The sequence below is a fragment of the Actinoplanes sp. HUAS TT8 genome, assembly GCF_051380535.1.
GTDB lineage: Bacteria > Actinomycetota > Actinomycetes > Mycobacteriales > Micromonosporaceae > Actinoplanes.
The window spans coordinates 3,486,331-3,506,508 of record NZ_CP195646.1; the positions used below are offsets into that span (position 1 = coordinate 3,486,331).

At 71.0% G+C, this 20,178-nt stretch carries 17 protein-coding genes; 7 read left to right on the plus strand and 10 right to left on the minus strand.

Annotated elements, in window-relative coordinates; genetic code table 11:
* Positions 1-20: 20 nt before the first annotated feature.
* Positions 21-617 carry an HD domain-containing protein gene (locus tag ACSHV8_RS15610; RefSeq protein ID WP_436533639.1) on the plus strand — a complete coding sequence of 199 codons (597 nt, stop codon included), beginning with the start codon at positions 21-23 and terminating at the stop codon, positions 615-617.
* On the opposite strand, the gene ACSHV8_RS15615 is transcribed toward ACSHV8_RS15610, so the two are convergent.
* A complete protein-coding gene (locus ACSHV8_RS15615) occupies positions 614-3,928 on the minus strand; it encodes a WD40 repeat domain-containing serine/threonine protein kinase (RefSeq protein WP_436533641.1) in 3,315 nt (1,104 codons plus the stop codon). The two genes, ACSHV8_RS15610 and ACSHV8_RS15615, sit on opposite strands and share 4 nt — an antisense overlap.
* 493 nt (positions 3,929-4,421) lie before the next feature.
* On the opposite strand from ACSHV8_RS15615, the gene ACSHV8_RS15620 reads away from it, so the two are divergent.
* Genes ACSHV8_RS15620 through ACSHV8_RS15640 form a run of 5 tightly spaced genes read left to right on the plus strand, consistent with a single transcriptional unit; the run spans position 4,422 to position 11,095 of the window.
* A complete protein-coding gene (locus ACSHV8_RS15620) occupies positions 4,422-5,660 on the plus strand; it encodes a glycosyltransferase (protein WP_436533643.1) in 1,239 nt (412 codons plus the stop codon).
* Positions 5,657-7,231 (plus strand): ArnT family glycosyltransferase, encoded by a 1,575-nt coding sequence (locus ACSHV8_RS15625; RefSeq protein WP_436533645.1) that lies wholly within the window; start codon positions 5,657-5,659, stop codon positions 7,229-7,231. The genes ACSHV8_RS15620 and ACSHV8_RS15625 overlap by 4 nt, the downstream gene beginning before the upstream one ends.
* A complete protein-coding gene (locus ACSHV8_RS15630; protein ID WP_436533646.1) occupies positions 7,228-8,475 on the plus strand; it encodes a glycosyltransferase in 1,248 nt (415 codons plus the stop codon). Before ACSHV8_RS15625 ends, ACSHV8_RS15630 begins: the two co-directional genes overlap by 4 nt.
* On the plus strand, positions 8,472-10,556 hold the full coding sequence (locus ACSHV8_RS15635) for a galactose oxidase-like domain-containing protein (RefSeq protein WP_436533648.1): 2,085 nt from the start codon (positions 8,472-8,474) through the stop codon (positions 10,554-10,556). The genes ACSHV8_RS15630 and ACSHV8_RS15635 overlap by 4 nt, the downstream gene beginning before the upstream one ends.
* Complete coding sequence (locus tag ACSHV8_RS15640; RefSeq protein WP_436533650.1) at positions 10,553-11,095, plus strand: hypothetical protein; 543 nt, start codon at positions 10,553-10,555, stop codon at positions 11,093-11,095. The genes ACSHV8_RS15635 and ACSHV8_RS15640 overlap by 4 nt, the downstream gene beginning before the upstream one ends.
* A 20-nt stretch (positions 11,096-11,115) precedes the next feature.
* On the opposite strand, the gene ACSHV8_RS15645 is transcribed toward ACSHV8_RS15640, so the two are convergent.
* The 7 genes from ACSHV8_RS15645 to ACSHV8_RS15675 all read right to left on the minus strand — a co-directional run bounded on the left by ACSHV8_RS15645 (position 11,116) and on the right by ACSHV8_RS15675 (position 17,237).
* Complete coding sequence (locus tag ACSHV8_RS15645) at positions 11,116-11,607, minus strand: SRPBCC family protein (RefSeq protein WP_436533652.1); 492 nt, start codon at positions 11,605-11,607, stop codon at positions 11,116-11,118.
* Positions 11,604-12,041: a metalloregulator ArsR/SmtB family transcription factor gene (locus ACSHV8_RS15650; protein ID WP_436533654.1), complete on the minus strand. Its 438-nt coding sequence runs from the start codon at positions 12,039-12,041 to the stop codon at positions 11,604-11,606. Before ACSHV8_RS15650 ends, ACSHV8_RS15645 begins: the two co-directional genes overlap by 4 nt.
* Before the next feature lie 577 nt (positions 12,042-12,618).
* Positions 12,619-13,368, minus strand: a complete 750-nt coding sequence (locus tag ACSHV8_RS15655; protein ID WP_436533656.1) for an SDR family NAD(P)-dependent oxidoreductase — start codon at positions 13,366-13,368, stop codon at positions 12,619-12,621.
* Positions 13,359-14,630 (minus strand): enolase C-terminal domain-like protein, encoded by a 1,272-nt coding sequence (locus tag ACSHV8_RS15660; protein ID WP_436533658.1) that lies wholly within the window; start codon positions 14,628-14,630, stop codon positions 13,359-13,361. The genes ACSHV8_RS15655 and ACSHV8_RS15660 overlap by 10 nt, the downstream gene beginning before the upstream one ends.
* The gene (locus ACSHV8_RS15665; protein WP_436533660.1) at positions 14,627-15,451 is read right to left on the minus strand and encodes a fumarylacetoacetate hydrolase family protein; all 825 of its coding nucleotides are present in this window, start codon (positions 15,449-15,451) and stop codon (positions 14,627-14,629) included. The genes ACSHV8_RS15660 and ACSHV8_RS15665 overlap by 4 nt, the downstream gene beginning before the upstream one ends.
* Positions 15,448-16,266, minus strand: a complete 819-nt coding sequence (locus ACSHV8_RS15670) for an amidohydrolase family protein (protein ID WP_436533662.1) — start codon at positions 16,264-16,266, stop codon at positions 15,448-15,450. The genes ACSHV8_RS15665 and ACSHV8_RS15670 overlap by 4 nt, the downstream gene beginning before the upstream one ends.
* Positions 16,263-17,237, minus strand: coding sequence for an aldo/keto reductase (locus tag ACSHV8_RS15675; protein WP_436533664.1), 975 nt, complete (start codon positions 17,235-17,237; stop codon positions 16,263-16,265). Before ACSHV8_RS15675 ends, ACSHV8_RS15670 begins: the two co-directional genes overlap by 4 nt.
* 89 nt (positions 17,238-17,326) lie before the next feature.
* On the opposite strand from ACSHV8_RS15675, the gene ACSHV8_RS15680 reads away from it, so the two are divergent.
* A complete protein-coding gene (locus ACSHV8_RS15680; protein ID WP_436533666.1) occupies positions 17,327-17,968 on the plus strand; it encodes a GntR family transcriptional regulator in 642 nt (213 codons plus the stop codon).
* A 179-nt stretch (positions 17,969-18,147) separates the two neighbouring features.
* Here the strand turns inward: ACSHV8_RS15680 and ACSHV8_RS15685 are convergent, their stop codons facing one another.
* Both ACSHV8_RS15685 and ACSHV8_RS15690 read right to left on the minus strand, forming a co-directional pair.
* Complete coding sequence (locus ACSHV8_RS15685; protein ID WP_436533668.1) at positions 18,148-18,348, minus strand: helix-turn-helix transcriptional regulator; 201 nt, start codon at positions 18,346-18,348, stop codon at positions 18,148-18,150.
* A 629-nt stretch (positions 18,349-18,977) separates the two neighbouring features.
* Positions 18,978-20,129, minus strand: coding sequence for a monooxygenase (locus ACSHV8_RS15690; protein WP_436533670.1), 1,152 nt, complete (start codon positions 20,127-20,129; stop codon positions 18,978-18,980).
* Between the last annotated feature and the right edge of the window lie 49 nt (positions 20,130-20,178).

Below are 20,178 nucleotides of genomic sequence, written 5' to 3' on the forward strand. Positions count from 1 at the left end.
TCCTGGGATCATGGACGGTCATGTGGATCCCCTCCGACGCCGAGATCCGGCAGCTGCACGAACGGGTCGCGCCCACCCCCGAGGCGTTCGACCTCGTCTGGACGCACTGCGAGATCGTCGCCCGGATCGCCGATCAGGTGATGGCCGGGCGCGACCTCGAGGTCAACGCCGCCCTGGTGCGCGCCGGCTGCCTGCTGCACGACATCGGCGTGTACCGGTTGTACGGGCGCGACGGCACGCCGGACTTCAGCGGCTACATCCGGCACGGGCTGCTCGGGCACGAGCTCCTGGCGGCCGAGGGTTTCCCGGACTACCTGTGCCGGTTCTGCTCCTGTCACACCGGGGTCGGCGTGACCCGGGCCGACATCCTCGACCAGGGGCTGCCGCTGCCGCCCGGCGACTACGTGGCCGAGACGCCCGAGGAGGACCTGGTCATGTACGCCGACAAGTTCCACAGCAAGAAGAAGCCCCCGGTCTTCGTCTCCGCCGCGGCGTACACGATCAGTGTGGCCCGCTTCGGCCCGGACAAGGCGGCCCGCTTCACCGAGATGGTCGGCACCTACGGCGAACCGGACCTGCCCCCGCTGGCCGGCGAGTACGGACACGCGATCGTCTAGAACGCCAGATCCCAGTCGATCTCCCAGAGCCGGATGCTCCGGTCGTGACTGCCGGAGAGCAGGTACCGGCCGTCGCCGCTCCACGACACCGACCACACCGGGTACGTGTGCCCGTCGACCGTGTGCAGGCAGCGGCCCGTCTCCAGGTCCCACAGCCGTACGGTGTCGTCGTGGCTCGCCGACGCGGCGAACCGGCCGTCACCGCTGAGGGCCACCTCGTTGACCCAGCCGGTGTGCCCTTCGAGGATGCTCAGGCACTCGCCGGTCGCCGCGTCCCACCGGCGGATCGTGCCGTCCTCGCCGCCGGAGACCACGGTCTCGCCGCCGGGGGTCAGCACCGCGGTGGCGACCAGGCCCTGGTGGCCCGCGAACACCTGAAGGCACTCCCCGTCGGCGGCGTCCCACAGGCGTACGTGCCCGTCGGCGCTCGCGGACAGGATGTGCCGCTCGCCGGGTCCGAACCGGACCGACGTCACCCGCGTACGGTGCCCCTGGAAGGCACGGACCTGCTTTCCGGCATCGAGATCCCACAGCCGTACGGCGTTGTCGCCCCCGCCGGAGACGCCCAGCCGGCCGTCGGCGCCGAGGTGGACGCTGAGAACGGCGTAGTGGGTGTGCCCGCCGAAGGAGCGCCGCAGTTCGCCGGTGCGCGCATCCCACACGTGCAGCCGCCGTCCGGCGGTCAGGCCGACGGTCGCGTCGGCGCTCAGCGACGCGGTCGAGGGCGAATCGCCGGTGTCGTGTTCGAGGTAGGCGCCGGTGCCGTCGGTGCGCCAGAGGCGGACGGTGTTGTCACTGGCGGTCAGCGCGCGGGTTCCGTCGGCGTCGAGGCTCACACCCCGGGTGATGCCGGCGGCATCGGTCAGCGTGCGGACCGGCCAGACCGCGCGGATCCCGGCCCGGCCGCCGTGCCGGCCCAGGCGCCGCCAGGCGTCCAGGACGCGGGGTTCCCGCTCGTAGGCGGGCGTGGCCCGGGCCGTGCTGAGCAGGGTGTGCGCGGCCGGAGAGCGGCCGGCCGCCAGGTCCTGCTCGGCCCGGGCCAGCAGCGTGTCGACCTGGTCCCGCAGGCCGCTGAGCTCGACGTGGGTGCGGGGCCGGCACAACCGGTACGGACTGGTGTGCGCCGCGGGCAGCCGCCACCACCGGACGACCCCGGCGCGGTCGGCGGAGACGGCGAACCGGCCGTCGCCGGTGAGCGCGACCGCCCAGACCTCGTCCTCGTGACCGGTGAAGGTGCGCAGGCAGCGGCCGGTGGCGGTCTCCCACAGCCGGAAGGTGTGGTAACGCCCGGCCGTGATCATGCGGGTCCCGTCGGCGCTGATCGCGGCGGGCGCCGGCCACAACGCCATCTGCACGTCGGCGTGCGCCTCGACGGTCCGCAGCGGCAAGCCCGACGGCAGGTCCCACAGGTGGGCGCCGGTCTTGCGGCTGGCGGCCAGGCCGAACCGCCCGTCGGCGCTGACGCCGCCGTGGCCGATCCACTCGAGGCCGGGCAGCACCCGCAGGCAGTCGCCGGTCGCCAGGTCCCAGTGCCGGACCGTCCCGTCGCCGGCGGCGGACATCGCCCGCCGTCCGTCGCCGCTGACGGCCACGAGGGCCACCTTGCCGGTGTGTCCGGTGAGGATGCGCAGACAGCGGCCGGTGCCGGCGTCCCAGACCCGTACGGTCGCGCCGTCGTTGGTCAGCACCCGGCGGCCGTCGTGACTGATCGCGACCCGGGTGGGCGCGTCGATGTGCCCGGCGAGAGTGAGTTCGCGCCGCCGCCGGCGCCAGCCGCCGCGTTCGAGGTCCCGGACAACGACGGTTCCGTCGGCCCCGGCGGAGACGGCCACCTTCGCGTCGGCGCTGACCGCGACCGCCAGCACCGTCTCCTCATGGGCGGTCACGGCGTACCGCAAGCCTGGTTCGTCGCCGAAATCCCAGACGCCGAGCGTGCCCGCGGCGTCACCGGTGACCGCGACGTGGCGGTCGGCGGCCACCGCCACGCTCATCACCGCCGTGCCGTGGTCGAAGGCGGCCAGCTCCTCGGCGGCGACCCCGGCACGGACCTCGGCCCGGGCGGCGGCCACGTCGGGGTCGTCACCGGCGCCGGCCAGCAGCGCCTCGGCCGCGGCCAGGTCGCCGCGTTCGAGGTGGACCTGGGCCATCAGGTGGCGGGCCGGCCAGGGATCGCCCAGGGTGGCGCGCACGGTGTCGAGCGAGGTGAGCAGGGCGGTGTCGGACAGCTGCCCCTGCCGCCAGCGCAGCAGGCCGGCGTTGTAGGTGGCCTCGATGTGCTGCGGGTCGGCCGCGAGGGCCCCGGCGAACGCCTCCTCCGCCTCGGCGGTGCGGCCGAGGTCGAGCAGGGACAGGCCGCGGTTGGTCAGCTCGTCGGCCCGCAGTTCGGCCTGACGCGGTACGGCGCGCGGGTACGGCCGGCCGAGCGTCTCCTGGTGGATCCGGGTGAGTTCGGCGGCGAGGTCGGTCATCCGCGCGGGTCGCTGCCCCGGATCGTCCTGGAGGCAGCGGCCGAGCAGATCGGCCAGCGGGGCCGGCATCGGTGGCAGGTGCGGATCCGCCGGCGGCCGGGCCCGGTGCTCGGCCAGGGCGGCGCCCGCCATCGGCCCGAACGGCCAGGTGAGCCGGCCGGTGAACATCTCCAGGACGACGACCGCCAGGCTCCAGACGTCCGTGCGACGGGTCAGCTTCGCGCCGGCCACCTGCTCCGGGGAGGCGTAGGCCGGCGTCAGGCCGCCGGCCGTGGCGATCATCGTGACGGTCGCCGGGCCGTCCCCGGTCCCGGGCGCGGTCACCAGGGCGCCCGCCGCCCGGGCCAGGCCGAAGTCGGTGACCTTGGCCTGGCCGTCGGTGTCGAGCAGGATGTTGCCCGGCTTGACGTCCTGGTGGATGAGCCCGCTGGCGTGCGCGTGGTCGAGGCCCCAGCAGATCTGGATGGTCAGGTCCAGGATCCGGGCCAGTGCCGCGATCGGATCGCCCTGGTAGAGGCGCCGGTCGTCGATCCAGTCGCGCAGGCTGCCACCCGCGAGGTATTCGGCGAAGACGCGGGGGATGCCGTCGTCGACGCTGACGTAGTGGCAGGTGCACACGTGCGGGTGGGTGCCGAGGCCGACCCAGGTCTCGGCCTCGGCGACGAACTGCCGGCGGAGGGCGGGCTCGCTCAGCAGGCCGGGGCGCGGCACCTTGACGGCCAGGTCGGTGTTCCATCGGCGGTGCCGGACCCGGTAGACCAGGCCCATGCCGCCGTTCTCGTGGACGGTTCTCACCTCGTACCGGCCGAGGACGACATCGCCGGGGCGCCAGACCGCAGACATGCCGGGACTGTAACGACCGGTCGCCACCGGGACGGTCGACCTCTACGGCGCGCCTGACCCCGAAATGCTGCCGGTCGAGTAAGGTCACGCCGTCGCCGGGTGAGGCTGTCCCCCGTACGCGGGATGTCGTGAAATAGCCAACCTGGTTTACCTTCTTTCCAGCAGGGCTTCCCAGTGGCGTGAGGATTTCTTACGTCGGCCCGCGTAAAAGAAAAGGCATCCGCTCCGACGGCCGGGGCGGATGCCTTTTTGCGTTCGCGGCGAATAAATGGTGTCGCCGATCCGACCAGTTGATCCGTCCAAGCGCGGCGAAATGGACATTAGTCACCTATCGTCCCTGCTCACTGGATCAGGGGAAAAGGTTCTGATCGACTTGAATTGCACCTGCCGTTTAGCGATAAGGTCTCGCCGCAACGCTATTTCTGGTGGCGATTCCTCCTTTGCCGAAAGGGCCCCGATCTTGGCTGCCGCCGTGATGATTTCTATTTCTGTCGTGCTCTCCGTATTCGCTGCGGTGACGCTGTGGTGGACGATGCACGCCTGGCGCACCCCGGAGACGCTCGCCGCCACCCGGTTCGCTGAACCGGACGGCGACCACCGGGTCACGTTCTCCCTGCTCGTGCCCGCCCGGCACGAACAGGCCGTACTGGAGCACACGGTCGAGCGCCTGCTGCGCTCCACCCACCAGGGTTACGAGATCATCCTGATCATCGGCCACGACGACCCGGAGACGGCCGAGGTGGCCCGCCGGGTCGCCGCCCGCGCCCCGGAGCGGATCCTGGTCGTCACCGACGAGAACACGGTCAAGAACAAGCCCCGCGCCCTGAACACGGCCCTGCCCTACGTGCGCGGCGACGTGGTCGGTGTCTTCGACGCCGAGGACCAGGTCCACCCGGACCTGCTCGAACACGTCGACCACGCGTTCCGGACCACCGGCGCCGACGTCGTCCAGGGCGGCGTCCAACTGATCAACTTCCACTCCAGCTGGTTCAGCCTGCACAACTGCCTGGAGTACTTCTTCTGGTTCCGCAGCCGGCTGCACCTGCACGCCGACAAGGGGTTCATCCCGCTCGGCGGCAACACCGTCTTCGTCCGCACCGACGTGCTGCGCACCGCCAACGGCTGGGACGGCACCTGCCTGGCCGAGGACTGCGACCTCGGGGTGCGGCTGTCCAGCCGGGGCGCCAAGGTGGTCGTCGCCTACGAGGCGTCACTGGTCACCCGGGAGGAGACCCCGGACACCATCGGCAGCCTGGTCAAGCAGCGCACCCGCTGGAACCAGGGCTTCCTGCAGGTGCTGCGCAAGGGGGAGTGGCGGCGGCTGCCGACCTTCCGGCAGCGGCTGCTCGCCCGCTACACGCTGACCGGCCCGTTCCTGCAGGCGTTCTCCGGCCTGGCCATCCCGGTCGGTATCGCCGCGGCGCTCTGGGCCGACCTGCCGGTCGGGATCGCGCTGGCCACGTTCGTGCCGGTGGTACCGATGCTGGCCAACATCGTCTTCCAGACCGTGGGCCTGCGCGACTTCGGCCTGCAGTACAACCTCAAGGTCGGCCTCAAGCACTACGCGTGGCTGACCCTCGGCGCGTTCCCGTACGCGCTGATCCTGAGCGTGGCCGCGCTGCGGGCCGTCTGGCGCGAGTACACCGGCCGGCGCAACTGGGAACTGACCTCGCACGTCGGGGCCCACCTGCACAACCAGGTGCCGCAGCCGGAGACCGGGGTGGCGGCATGACGCTGCTGCAGCTCGTTCCCGACCGTACGGAAACCTTGCCCGAACCGGAAGAAAAAGCGGCCGCACCGCGCGGCCGGGGCCGCAACCCGGAGACCTGGCTCGCGTTGTCGTTGACCGCCCTGGTGGTCACCGTCCTCGCGATCAACATCACCGGCTTCCCCGGGGCCAGCGACGACGAGGGCACCTACCTGGCCCAGGCCTGGGCCGTGGCCAGCGGCAAGGGCCTGGCCCACTACACCTACTGGTACGACCACCCGCCCCTGGCCTGGATCCAGCTGGCCGCCCTGTCCTGGCTGCCCGGCGTGTTCGGCGTGCACAGCCCGGCCGTGGCCGCCGGGCGGATCGCCATGCTGCCGGTCATCGCGGCCAGCCTGATGCTGATCTACACGATCGCCCGCCGGATGGGCATGGCCGTCTGGTCGTCGGCCGCCGCGCTGCTCATCTTCGGACTGTCCCCGCTGGCGATCACCATGGACCGCGAGATCTACCTGGACAGTTTCGCCGTGGCCTGGATGCTCGGCGCGCTCGCCCTGGTCCTGTCCCCACGCCGGCACCTGTGGCACGTCACCGCGGCCGGCGCGGCCACCGCGATCGCCGTGCTCAGCAAGGAGACCATGCTGGTCACCGCGCCGGCCGTGGTCGTCGCGCTGTGGCAGAACGCGGCCCGCAGCTCGACCCGGCCGTGGGCGATCGGCGGCTACGCCAGCGGTGTCGTGCTGGTCGGCGCGTTCTACCCGCTCTACGCGCTGCTGCGCGGCGAACTGTTCCCCGGGCCCGGTCACGTGTCGCTGATCGGCGCCTGGCAGTTCCAGCTGGCCAGCCGCTCCGGCTCGGGCAGCATCTTCACCGACGGGTCCGGCGCCAACGACCTGCTCCACTCGTGGCTCTTCTACGACCCGGTGATCCTGGTGGCCGGGCTCGTCGCCACGGTGGCGATTCTTCCGGTACGGCGGTTGCGCCCACCCGCCGTGGCCGGCGTCATCCTGACCCTGGTCGCGTTGCGGCCGGGCGGCTACCTGCCGGCCATGTACGTCGTGCAGATCCTCCCGTTCTTCGCCATCGCCATCGCCGCCGCGCTCGATCAGATCGCGGTGCTGGGGGAGCGGCGCAGCCGCTGGCTGAAGCTCGCCGCATTCGCCGTGTTCGCCCTGGTGGCGGCCACGTTCGTCGTCCCGCGCTGGTGGACCGGCAACCAGCGGGCCCTGACCGCGAACGACAACGCCGGCTACGCGGCCGCCGCCGACTACCTGCGCACCGCCGTGATCGACCGCAAGGACACCACCGTCGTCGTCGACGACGTTCTCTGGCTCGACTGCGTCAACGCCGGATACCAGCAGGAGAAGGTCATCTGGTTCTACAAGCTCGACCTGGACCCGGCCGTCAAGGCGACCCTGCCCAACGGCTGGCACGACGTCGACTACATCGTGTCCACCCCGGCGCTGCGGCAGGACCCGGGCGCCCTGCCGACCGTGAACACGCTGCTCGCCAACTCCAGCGTGGTCGCCGCGTTCGGCCCGGACGAGGGCCGCATCGAGGTCCGCCGGATCAACACTACGGAGACGACATCATGACCCTGGCCGCTGACGACCGCTCCGCCCGCGGGGTGGTGCGCTCGCCGAGCCGCGCCGCCGTCGCGCCCGGCGAGAAGACCGTACCGCTGCAGCAGCACCGCAAACCCGGGCGCACCCGCGCGGTCCTGCCCGGCGAGATCGGCGTCCGCGACGCGCCCGAGGTGCTGCGGCAGAGCGTGATCGTGCCCACCTACAACGAGCGCGACAACGTGACCGCGCTGCTGGACCGCCTCGCGGCGACCCTGCCGCACACCGAGACCGAGATCGTCTTCGTCGACGACAGCACCGACGGCACCCCCGAAGTGATCGCCGAGGTCGCCCGCGACTACCCGATGGCGATCACCGTGCACCACCGCGACGAGGGCGTCGGCGGCCTCGGCGGCGCGGTCGTCGAAGGCATGCGGATCGCCCGGGGCGAGTGGATCGTGGTCATGGACGCCGACCTGCAACACCCGCCGGAGATCGTCCCCGACCTCATCGCGGCCGGCATGCGCGACGGCGCCGACCTGGTCATCGGCTCCCGCTACGCCGGCGGCGGCAGCACCGGCGGACTGGCCGACGGCTACCGCAAGCTCGTCTCGCGCGGGTCGACGATCCTGGTCAAGACCCTCTTCCGGAACCACCTGCTGCAGGTCAGCGACCCGATGAGCGGCCTGTTCGCGATCCGGGCGAGCTCGCTCGACGCCGGGCAGCTGCGGCCGCTCGGCTACAAGATCCTGCTCGAACTGATCGTGCGCAACCGGCCCGGGCGGGTCGTCGAGGTGCCGTACACGTTCCAGGCCCGGCACGCCGGCGAGTCGAAGTCGACAGTGGCCGAGGGACTGCGGTTCCTCAAGCACCTCGCGCGGCTGCGGCTGGGCAGCGGACGCTCCCGGATGCTCGGTTTCGGCCTGATCGGCCTGTCGGGGCTGCTGCCCAACCAGGCGGTGCTGTGGGGGCTGACCCTCGCCGGCCTTCACTACGCGCCCGCGGCCGTCGCCGCCAACGTGGTCGCGGTGGTCTGGAACTTCCTGCTCGTCGACCGCGTGCTCTACCGCAACCGCCGCGACCGGCCGTTCGCCGGGCGTTTCGCCCGGTTCTTCCTGGTCGGCAACGCCGATCTGCTGCTGCGGATCCCGCTGCTGGCGCTGCTCGTCGACGGACTGCACACCGGGGTGCTGGCCGCCAACCTGCTCACCCTCGTCGCGTCGTTCGCGGTGCGATTCCTCATCGCCGAAAAAGTCATCTACCTGGGGCGCAAATGAACAGACCCGTGATGAGCCGGCGCGACCGGCTCCGTATCGCCCAGCTGATAGTCCTGGCGCTGGTGCTCTTCCTCGGCCTGCCGCAGCTGCCGGCCGGCGCGAGCGCGAACCTGGTCGGCAACCCCGGCCTGGAATCCCTGGACAGCACCGGCTTCCCGGTCTGCTGGGAGAAGTCCGGCTGGGGGTCCAACGGCTACTCGTTCGCGGTCACGCACACCGCGCACAGCGGGAACAACGCCATGACGGTGACGGTCAGCGCGGCCGGCAGCGGCGACCGCAAGGCGATGATGCTGGAGGACACCTCCTGCGCGCCCAACGTCACCCCGGGCCACCAGTACGACCTGTCGGCCTGGTACCAGACGACCACGCCGAACACCGTCATGACGGTGTTCCGGCACGACGTCGCCCAGGGCTGGGTCTACTGGACCGACCTGGCCAACCTCACCCCGACCACCGGCTGGACCCAGTCCACGGTCCGCACCCCGCAGGTGCCGGAGAACACCGACCAGATCGTCTGGGGCATCACCATCTACGGCGTCGGCACCCTGCAGACCGACGACTACCAGATGAACGACGCCACCCAGCCCGCTCCCGAGCAGTCCTGCAGCGCCGGGACCGCCTGCACCAAGGGCGCGTGGGCGGTCATGCCGTTCAACTCGCCGGTCCGGGCCATCCACGCGGTCGTGCTCAAGAACGGTGACGTGCTGCTCGTGGCCGGCTCCGGGAACAACCCGGACGATTTCGCGGCCAAGACGTTCAAGTCGGCGATCTACCACCCGGGCAAGGGCACGTTCACCAACGTGGCCACGCCGGCCGACCTGTTCTGCTCCGGGCACGTGCAACTGCCCGACGGGCGGGTGCTGATCATGGGCGGTAACAAGGACTACCCGGCGGCCGACGGGAGCCACGGGTACAAGGGACTGAAGAACTCGTACGTCTTCGACCCGGCCACGAGCGCCTACACCCGGGTCAACGACATGACCGCGGGCTCCTGGTACCCGTCCGCGACCACGCTCGGCAACGGCGACGTGATCAGCCTCGGCGGCCTCGGCGAGGACTCCAACGGCACGGTCGCCACCCAGTACTTCTCCAACGCGCAGCAGCGCTGGCTCGGCCTCAACGAGGCCCACCAGACGTGGAGCTTCTGGGGCCTGTACCCGTCGATGATCCTGATGCAGGACGGCCGGCTCTTCTACACCGGCAGCCACGTCTTCGGCAACGGCCTGTCCGGCACCGGCAGCAGCATCTACGACTACAACGCCAACACGGTCACCCCCGTCGACGGGCTGCGCAAGAAGGACGAGCGCGACCAGTCGATGAGCGTGCTGCTCCCACCCGCCCAGGACCAGAAGGTACTGACCATGGGCGGCGGCAACATCGAGACCAACCCGGACGCGCACCGGCTCACCGACCTGATCGACCTCAAGCAGGCCAACCCGGTCTACACCGTCGGCCCGCAACTGCCCGGTGGCACCCTCACCGGGGGAGTCCCCGAGACGGCGGCGCAGGGCAAGATGTACGTCTCGGCGGTGCTGCTGCCCGACGGCAAGGTCTTCGAGACCGGCGGCGGCCTGCACAACCGGGCCGACCCCGTCTACGAGGCGTCGATGTACGACCCGGCCACCAACACGTTCACCGCCGGGATGGCGACCGACCCGGTGCCGCGCACGTACCACTCGTCGGCGTTCCTGCTGCCCGACGGGCGGGTCATGTCGGTCGGCGAGAACCCCGGCAACGGCACGTTCGACATGCGGATCTCCGTGTACTCGCCGCCGTACCTGTTCAAGGGCGCCCGGCCGCAGATCACCGGCGTCTCCGGCACCCAGTGGGCCTACGGCTCGCAGCAGACCGTCACCGTGGACGGGCCGATCCTCAAGGCCGAACTGATCCGGCCGGCCGCGGTCACCCACTCCAGCGACCCCAACCAGCGGTTCGTCGACCTGCCGATGACCGTCAACGGCAACACGATCGGCCTGAACCTGAGCAGCAACCCCAATCTGGCGCCGCCCGGCTGGTACATGCTGTTCGTGGTCGGCACCAACGGTGTTCCATCGGTAGCGAAGTGGGTGCACGTCGGATGAGCCGTCTACGTTTCACCGGGATCGCCGTGGCCGCGTTCGCCCTCTGCGGGGCGGCGGCATGGGGGGTCACCTCCGGTCGGCAGGACACCGCGATCGCCAGCACTCCGGCGGCGCAGCAAGGAGTGCTGCCCGTGCAGGAGGCCCAGCGGGCCGACCACACCGATCGGTCGGGCAAACGGGCTCCGGCCACCACGGCCGCCACTCACGCCTCGCCTTCGGCTTCGGCGCCCTCTTCAAACAGCAAAAGGCCGCGTACGTACGGAACACCGGCCCCGTTCGTGCAGACGTTCGCGGCGCAGCCCGGGCGGACCCGCATCCGGCCCGGCAAGTCGCCGAAGATCCCGGTGAAGGTCGCGCCGACGGTCGACGGATGCGATCGGAACTACGGCACGAAAGCGCAGTGCATCCCGCTGAACTACCCGGCCGGGGTGAAGGACCGGTGCGCCTGGCTGAAGGCGCACGGGTTCACCGGGATCAAGGTCGTCGCCAAGGACCGGCAGAACCTCGACCCCGACCGCAACAAGATCGCCTGCGGCTGACCGTGTGATCGGGGGCCCTGTCAGCGGGGGTCCCCGATCTGCCTCTCGAAATGCTCCTTCATCGACGGGTAGTAGTCGTCGAAGCTCGGCATCGGGATGCCGTCCCGGGCCGCGACCAGCGCGTCCAGGTAGAACTCCCACCCCGGCCCGACCTCACCGATCCCGTCCGTGCTCGTCAGGTGCTGGGTGAACGTCAGCTCGGTGACGCCCGCGCTCTCGATCAGCACCATCTCCAGGAACCAGCGGCCGTCGTCCTCACCGGCCGACACGGCCAGCCGGGCCGGCGGCTCACACGCGTCGACCGTCATGTCGAACCACGGCTTGCCCTCCTCCTGGACCATCTGCACCTTGATCGTCCGGCCCGGGCCGGCGTCGCCCTCCCACGGCCCGAACCACCTCGCGGTCCGCTCCGGCTCGGTCAGGCTCGCCCACACGTCGTCGATGCCGGCGCGGAACGTCCGCGTCAGCACCAGGTCGCTCCCGAACAGTCGCCCGGTCGGTGTCGGACTCATGCGCTCTCCCTCTCCTCAGGCTGCCCCCGCCGCCGGTCGCGGCGAGTCCGGTGAACCTCGGTCTCCAGCGCGTCGAAGTGCCGCCCCCACACCCCGGCCGCCGCATCGCCGCGCTCCCACAAGCCGCCCGCCCCCACGCCACCGCGCTCCTGCGGCTCACCCGCCACCACCACGCCGGAGCGTCCGGTCAGCTGCCCCAGCCACCCGGCCAGTTCGTCCAGCGGCGCGGTGACCAGCTCATACACCCGCCGCCGCCCATCCGCGGTGTCCTGCACGAGGCCGGCCTCGCGCAGCACCCGCAGATGTCGGCTGACAGCGGGCCGGCTGATCGCGAACCGCTCCGCCACCTGCCCGGCGGTCAGCGCCTCGTCCCGCAGCATCAGCAGGATCTCCCGCCGCACCGGGTCCGCGATCGCACCGGCCACCCCATCCACACCCAGAAGCGTAACCACTAGGTTACGCGTCCAGCAACCCACATCCCCGAATCCGCCCAGCCGCGGGGTCCGTTCCGGCCGTCGGCAGGACCCGCACCTGGGCCGGGTGCAGCGCGGACTCCGCGGGGGTTGCGGTCGGCGGCGCGGTTCCGGCTCTCGGCTGGTGCTGACGGCTGTTCCGGCTCGTTTTTGGAGCCGTGAGTGCCAGCCGGCGGGCGGGAGGCGCGGCTGGGCCGGGTGTGGCGCGGACCTCGCGGGGGTTGCGGTGGGCGGTGCGGTTCCGGCTCTCGGCTGGTGCTCAGGGCTGGTTTTTGGGCTGGGAACAGCCGTGAGCACCAGCCGGGGGTGGAGGCGCGGCTGGGGCTTGACCGGGCGCGGGCTCGCGGGGGCGGCGGGCGGCTCGGGACGAAACAGGGTGGACGGGTTTGTTGCTCTGACCGTGACCAACTGACCACGTCGCCCTTTCGGGCTGAGCGTTCTGGGCGCGCCAGCGCCCTGCTCAGCCCGGAAGGGTCCCCGCGGGAGCGACGATCTAGACCACAGACCAGAGAGGCAATGATGAATTTGATCTTGGTTTTTAGCGGGACGGGAGGCGCAGGCCGGACATTCCGCCGTCGACGGCCAGGGACATTCCGGTGGTGGCGCCCGAGGCCGGGGCGGCCAGGTATTGGACCGCGGCCGCGACCTCGTCGGCGGTGACCAGGCGGCCGGTGGGCTGGCGGGCGGCGAGGCGGGCCTTCTCGGCTTCGGGGTCGTCGGTGCGGGCGAGCAGGCGAGCCACCCAGGGGGTGTCGACGGTGCCGGGGGCCACGCAGCAGACGCGGATGCCTTCGGTGACCAGGTCGGCGGCCATGGCCAGGGTGAGGGCGTGGACGGCGCCCTTCGACGCGCAGTAGAGGGCGCGCTGGACCAGGCCCGCCGTCGCGGCGATCGACGACAGGTTGACGATGACCGGGGAGCGGCTGCGGCGCAGGTAGGGCAGGGCGGCGCGGCTGGCGCGGGCCACGCCGGTGACGTTGACGTCGAGGACGCGGGACCATTCGGCGTCGTCGTTGGCCTCGACGGTGCCGACGGCGCTGACGCCGGCGCTGTTGACCAGGATGTCGATGCCGCCGTAGGCCTCGGCCAGTTCTCGGAAGGCCGCGTCCAGGGAGGCCTCGTCGCGGACGTCGGCCTTCAGGGGCAGGCCGGGGGCCTTGGCCGGGTCCAGGTCGAGGATGCCGACCTTGGCGCCGGCGGCGGCGAGGCGGCGGGCGCACGCGGTGCCGATGCCGGAGCCGCCGCCGGTGATCGCGGCCACCAGGCCGTCGAGGTCGTTCACTGCCATGCCGGGCCTTCCGGGTAGGCGTACCGGGTCAGCGACTCCGGACGCATCTGGGTGGAGAAGCCGGGGACGGCCGGGGCCAGGTAGCGGCCACCGGCGACGACCGCCGGGTCGACGAAGTGTTCGTGCAGGTGGTCGACGTATTCGATGACACGGTCGTCGAGGCTTGCGGAGACCGCGGCGTAGTCGAAGAACGACAGGTGGCGGACGACCTCGCACAGGCCGACGCCGCCGGCGTGGGGGCAGACCGGTTTCTGGTACGCGGCGGCGAGCAGCAGGACGGCGATGTTCTCGTTGACGCCGGCGACCCGGCACGCGTCGAGCTGGACGAAGTCGATCGCGTCGGCCTGCAGGAGCTGCTTGAACACGACCCGGTTGGCGATGTGTTCGCCGGTGGCGACCCGGATCGGGTCGATCGCCGAGCGGATCACGGCGTGGCCGAGGACGTCGTCGGGGCTGGTGGGTTCCTCGATCCACCACGGGTCGTATTTCGCCAGCGCGGACATCCAGGTGATGGCGTCGGGGACGTCCCAGCGCTGGTTGGCGTCGACGGCGATCCGGATGTCGGGGCCGACGACGGCCCGGGCCAGGGCGAAGCGGCGGATGTCGTCGTCGAGATCTGCCCCTACTTTTAGCTTTATCATGGTAAATCCGGCGTCGACGGCCTCGCGGGCTAGCCTTTCGATCTTCGCGTCGTCGTAGCCCAGCCAGCCCGCCGAAGTGGTATATGCCGGATATCCGAACGCCTTCAAGTGGTCAATGCGTCGTGCTTTGTCCGATAAATCGGACAACAGATCTCGCGCGCCCGACGGCGTCAACGTATCCGTCAGATACCGCCAGTCCACCAGATCCACGATCTCGTCGGGCGACAGCGACGCCAGCAACTCCCACAACGGCAGCCCGGCCTTCTTGGCCCGCCAGTCCCAGGCCGCGTTCACGATCGCTCCGGCCGCGAGGTGCATGACCCCCTTCTCCGGCCCGAGCCACCGCATCTGCGAGTCGTGCGTCAACCTCCGATAGAACTCGCCCAGGTCGTCCAGGGGCTGTCCGGCGATCAACGGCGCCAGCGCGTCGATCGCCGCCCGGCACACCTCGTTCCCGCGCCCGATCGTGAACGTGAACCCGTGCCCCTCCGAACCGTCCTCGGCCCGCAGCACCACGTAGGCCGCCGAGTAGTCCGGATCCGGGTTCATCGCGTCGGATCCGTCCAGCTCACGCGAGGTCGGAAAGCGGATGTCGGACGAGGTGATCGAGGCGACCCTCATCCCTTGACCACGCTGCGCTGCCGCCCCAGCCCGTCGATCTCGATCTCCACCACGTCACCGGCGCTCAGGTACGGGAATCGTCCGCTCAGCGCCACCCCCTCGGGCGTCCCGGTGTTGATCAGATCGCCCGGTTCCAGGACGGTGAACTGGGAGAGGTGCCAGATCAGGAACCCGACGTCGAAGATCATGTCGGCCGTGCTGGAGTCCTGCCGGGGCGCGTCGTTGACCCAGCTGCGCAGCCGCAGCGGGAACCTCAGCTCGTCCGGCGTGACCAGCCACGGCCCGAGCGGGTTGAACGTCTCGCACGACTTGCCCTTCGACCACTGCCCGCCGGACCGGTCGAGCTGGTATTCACGTTCGGACACGTCGTTGGAGAGCACATAGCCGGCGACGCACTCCAGGGCCGCCTCCGGACTGGGCAGGTAGCGTGCCGTGCGGCCGATCACGACGCCCAGCTCCACCTCCCAGTCGGTGCGTTTCGAGCCGGGCGGGATCCGGATGTCGTCCTCCGGGCCGACCACCGTGTTCGGCGCCTTGTAGAAGATGATCGGCTCGACCGGCGGCTGAGCTCCGGATTCGGCGGCGTGCGCGGCGTAGTTCTGCCCGATGCAGACGACCGCGCCCGGTCGCACAATCGGCGGGCCGATCCGGTGGTGATCCAGATCGGCCGCCGGCAGCTCGTCCGGATCGCCGGTGAACCCGCCGCCGGCCAGGAACGCGCCGTCGATGTCGGCCGTGACCTCGGACAGGTCGCGGAGCACGCCGTCGGCGTACAGAATCGGACGCTCGGCGCCCGGCTCACCGGCACGCAGGTACCTCATCGGTTCTCCAATCGATAGACGCGGATCGCGGTGCGGCCGAACACGTCACCCGGCCGGCCGCCGAGGATGCCACTGAGCAGCGCCATGACCTCGCCGTAGCCGGCGACGACCTCGCACACCGGCCAGTCCGAGCCGAACATCAGCCGGTCCGGACCGAAAAGATCAAGAGCGACTTGGACGTACGGCCGGAGCCCCGCCCGCGTCCACCCGGGACCGGCCTCGGTGACCAGCCCGGACAGCTTGGCCACCACGTTCGGGCACGCCGCGACCGGTGTGATCAGGCGCGTCCAGCCGTCGAGGTCCCCGATCGACGGCTTACCCAGGTGGTCCAGCACGAACGTGGACTCCGGCATCGCGGCCACCGCGCGGGCCACCGACGGCAGCTGACTCGCGCGGACCACCAGCTCGTTGACCAGCCCGGAGTCGGCGACGGTGGCCAGCCCGGCGCGGACCCCGGGCTGGTCGAGCAGGTCGTCCGGCCCGGCCTGCACCTGGTCGCGGACGCCGACCAGCCGGTCACCGCCGGGGCCGGAGCGGTGCCGGGCCAGCATCGCCCGCAGATCCGGATCGGACAGGTCGGCCCAGCCGACGACCCCGGCGATCTCCGGGGTGTTGGCCGCCAGGGCCAGGAACCGGCTGGTCTCGGCCGGCCGGCACAACCCGGCCTCGACCAGGACCGTGCGCTGTACCCCGGAGGCGGCCAGGTGCGGGCGCAGGTCGGCCATCGTGTAGTCGCGCCGGATCCGGGCCAGCCCGTCGGCAGCCAGCCACGGATAGTCCGCGGTCCACAGGTGGTGATGGGCGTCGACGATCATCCTGGCACCGGGATCCCGGCGTCCAGCAGACCGCTTTTGATCAGGTCACGCCAGAGCCCGCCGGGGATCTCGACGGCCGCCATCGCCGCGGCGTCGGCGGCCTCCGCGGCCGATCGCATGCCGATCACCACCGACACGACAGCCGGATGGGCCAGGGGAAACTGCAGAGCAACAGCCCGCAGAGGTACGTCGTGACGGGCGCACACCTCGGCCATCGCCCGCGCCTTGGCCACGATGTCCGGGCGGGCCGGGCCGTAGTCGAAAGTGGTGTTGCGCCCGGGGTCGGCCAGAATCCCCGAATTGAACACGCCACCGCAGATCACGGCGATGCCGCGGCGCTCGCACTCCGGGAGCAGATCCCGCAGGCCGGACTGGTCCAGCAGCGTGTACCGCCCGGCCAACAGGAAACAGTCGAAACGGCCGGTGCGGGCGAACTCGGTGAGCATCGCGGACTGGTTCATGCCGGCCGAGACGGCCCCGATCGCGCCCTCGCGGCGCAACGCGACGAGGGCCGGGAGGGCGTCGGTCAGCGCCTGCGCGAAATGCTCGTCGGGGTCGTGCAGGTGCAGGATGTCGACCCGGTCCAGGCCCAGGCGGTCGAGGCTCTCGCGGTGCTGACGGCGTACGCCGGCATTGCTGAAATCCCACACCGGTGACGCGCCGGACGGCTCGGACCACATGCCTTCGGCCGCGTGGTGATCGGGAACGAGCCGCCGGCCGACCTTGGTGGCGAGGGTGAAGGCGCTCCGGCCGCGCAGGGCCGCGCCGGCGCGACGCTCGGAGAGGCCGGCGCCGTAGAGCGGGGCCGTGTCGAAGAACCGCACACCCAGCCGCCAGGCGGTGTCGACGGCATCCCGGGCCGCACGGTCCCCGACCGGCGTGAACAGGCCGCCGATCGGGGCCAGGCCCATGCCGAGGCGGGTGACGGTGACGCCGGTGCCGCCCAGCGGCACTGTCTCGAACGGATCCACTTCGCGGTCCTTTCGTAGATCCTATAGGATCCGCGTACCTGTCTAATCTCCTTCGCATTGATAGTCAACTTTCCCATGGAGGAAGGTCGATGTCTGGGCCGATTCGCCGCTCGGTGCTCAGCGACGACGTCCACGAATCGCTGCGGTCGATGATCCTGGAACACCAACTGGCCCCCGAGGAACGCGTCAACATCGACGCCCTGGCCCGCTCGCTGGACGTGTCGCCGACACCGGTGCGGGAAGCGCTCGCGCGGCTGGAATCGGAAGGACTGGTGCGGAAACGGCCCCTGGCCGGGTACACGGTGGCGCCGCTTCTCACCCGGGCCGAATTCAACGACATGTTCGACATGCGGCTGGTGCTGGAAACGGCGGCCGCGCGGTGGGCGGCCTCGCGATCCCCGGCCGCGGTGCGGGAATCGCTGTCGGCCGAGGCCTCGATCTCGTACGTCGTGTCGTCGTCGCATGCGGCGTTCACGGCCGCGGACGCGCGCTTCCACGACCTGGTCGCCGAGGCAGCCGACAATCCGCTGCTGCGGGACGCGATCTCACGACTGCATGCGCATCTCCATATTCATCGGTTGTATTTTCCGTACGCGGAGACCGGGTCGACGCGGCGTGAACACGAACTGGTCGCGGTGGCGATCGGGGCCGGTGACGCCTCCTCGGCCGAGGAGGCGATGCGGGAGCATCTGAGTGCGGCCCGGGCCCGGCACCTGGCCGTTTTTGACTAACCCTCGCTCGGGGTGTGCTGGCCGGGCTGCGTTTCGACTTGCTGTTGCGCTGATGCGGGTCCTCGCCGGTGCGCTGATCGCCGACCCGCGTATCGGCTCCCGCATCGGCCTGCTGGCCGCGCCGTGCTCTGCCCGTGGCGGCCTGGCCTCGGGTCGGGTTCCGGCCTCGGGCGGCCCGGTCAGGGCTTGGATTCCGGGCGGTGGATGCTGATCCACTCCTCGACGTCCTCGGCGAGCCAGACCCGGCCCTGGGCGAGGTCGGCGGCCGGCTTGGGGAAGTGGGTTTTGGCGGTCAGCTGGGTGACGCGCTGACGGCTGATCGAGCCGAGCCGGGCGCAGATTTCCTTGGTGCCCATCAGCTTGGGGCGCTTGGTGGTCATGCGAGCGACTATAGGCACAGAGCAACCACCTTGAGTACCCCGCAGGGCCAATTCGTTGCGGAAACTTTCGTCGGTTGTGGAGGGCTGGGGCGGCCCTTTGGTGCTTGTCACGAGGCCAGATGCCCTGTGTCAGCCTCGCAGAGTTCCCGAGGCTCGCGCATCGACCGTCACCGTTTCGTGTAACCGGCACCCGAACCGGTGACCCTGACCGAGCTCCGAGAGTAGTGACCTATCTTCCTAGGATGCCTTACGCGATGTCGCCTCGGCCACGCGCGGAAACCGCGAGCGAGGCCGAGCGGCTTTCGAGCTGTCACCGCGCGGCCCGGACCGTGAAGGCGGCCGGCGGGTCGTCCGGGCGTCTCTTGGACCGGATTGCCCTGGGTCGGATCAGGACGGCGGAGTCAGCCGACGCCAGACCGCGCGGCCCTGCCGGGCGGCGGGACCGTGCGGGGTTGGATCGCGGCGGCGGAGTCGGCCGGCGTCGACCCTGCGTGGCCCTGGGGGTAGCCGGACCGCGCGAGGTCGGGGGTCGCCACGACTTGGGTGGCGACCCCGGCCGGCAGGAGCGAGTGCGGCGACCCTGGGTGGCGTGGAGTTGGACCCGGCGGCCGCGGGTGGCGTGGAGTCGGTCAGCTGCGGGCGGTGACCAGGATGCCCAGGCACATCTCGTCGCTGGTGCCTTCGCCCCAGACGACGTACCTCGGAGGCAGTTTTTGCAGCTGCGGCAGCAGCTTTCGCAGTGTGGCGTCGTGCGTGCACGTCACGCGGACCGTGTCGCCCGCTTTGACGGTGATCGGTCGGGGGAGCGGGACCAGGGCCTGGTTGTCGAAGTTGTACTGCGGGACGTCCAGGATGGTCTGCGCGCCGGGCTTGCCCGGGTTGAGTTCGATCTTGATGGAGCGGCCGAGCAGGTGCATGTGGCCGGCCGCCATGTAGATGGTGGCCGGTTCCTCGACCGGCTGGTCGCAGTGCTGGGTGTTGCCGGCGGTGACCTTGCCGGCGTTGCAGCCCTGGATCAGGTGCGATTCCTGTTCGCCGGCCTCGGCGCCGAAGCGGTGGCCGACGTCGGCGATCGCGGTGTCGCGGTCGCACAGCGGGCCGGACTCGCCGGGCGCGCAGGGGAGTTCGATCGGGGCCGGGAACAGGGCGGTGTCGAGCCGCTTGAGCGGGGTGGTGCCGTCGGCGACGCGCAGCCGGATGCCGGACCTGTCGGTCTGGCCGGTGGCGCCGGTCTCCAGCAAGTTGTAGTGGACCTGCATGACGAGTTTGCTGCCGGGCGGCATGGCGAATCCGGAGCCGGACGGCATCAGGGTCTCGCCGGCGCCGGGCGCCCAGTGGGCGACCCACGCGGTCTGGCCCTGGACGCCGGCGTCGCCGAAGCAGGTCCAGCCCTCACCCGGGGTGCCGTCGTCGACCCGGGTGGCCTCGGTGGCCTGCTGCGGGTCGAGGCGGTAGAAGATCGCGTGGTGCACGATGGCCGCGTTCTGCGGCTGGAACTGGCTGCCGGTCAGGTACGACGCCGACGTGAGGCCGGGGTCGACGAGGAAGCATCGGTAGTCGTCGGTCCCGCCGTTCGGGGCCTGCGGCGTGTACGGCTGCGGCAGCGCCAGATCGACGAACCGTTCCCCGGCTCGTAGCGGGGTCGGCGGTGGCGCCGAGCCGAGAGTGTGCCCGGCGTGCGGGCCGGCCGAGGCCGGAGCCGGGGCCGAGGCCGGAGTTTCGGTGGATCCGCAGGCCGCGAGCAGCAACAACGCGGCGGCGGGGAGCAGGATTCGCTTCACGGTGCCCTCCCATCGAGACCCGCGAATCGTCCCGTTTGGGACGTCGTGA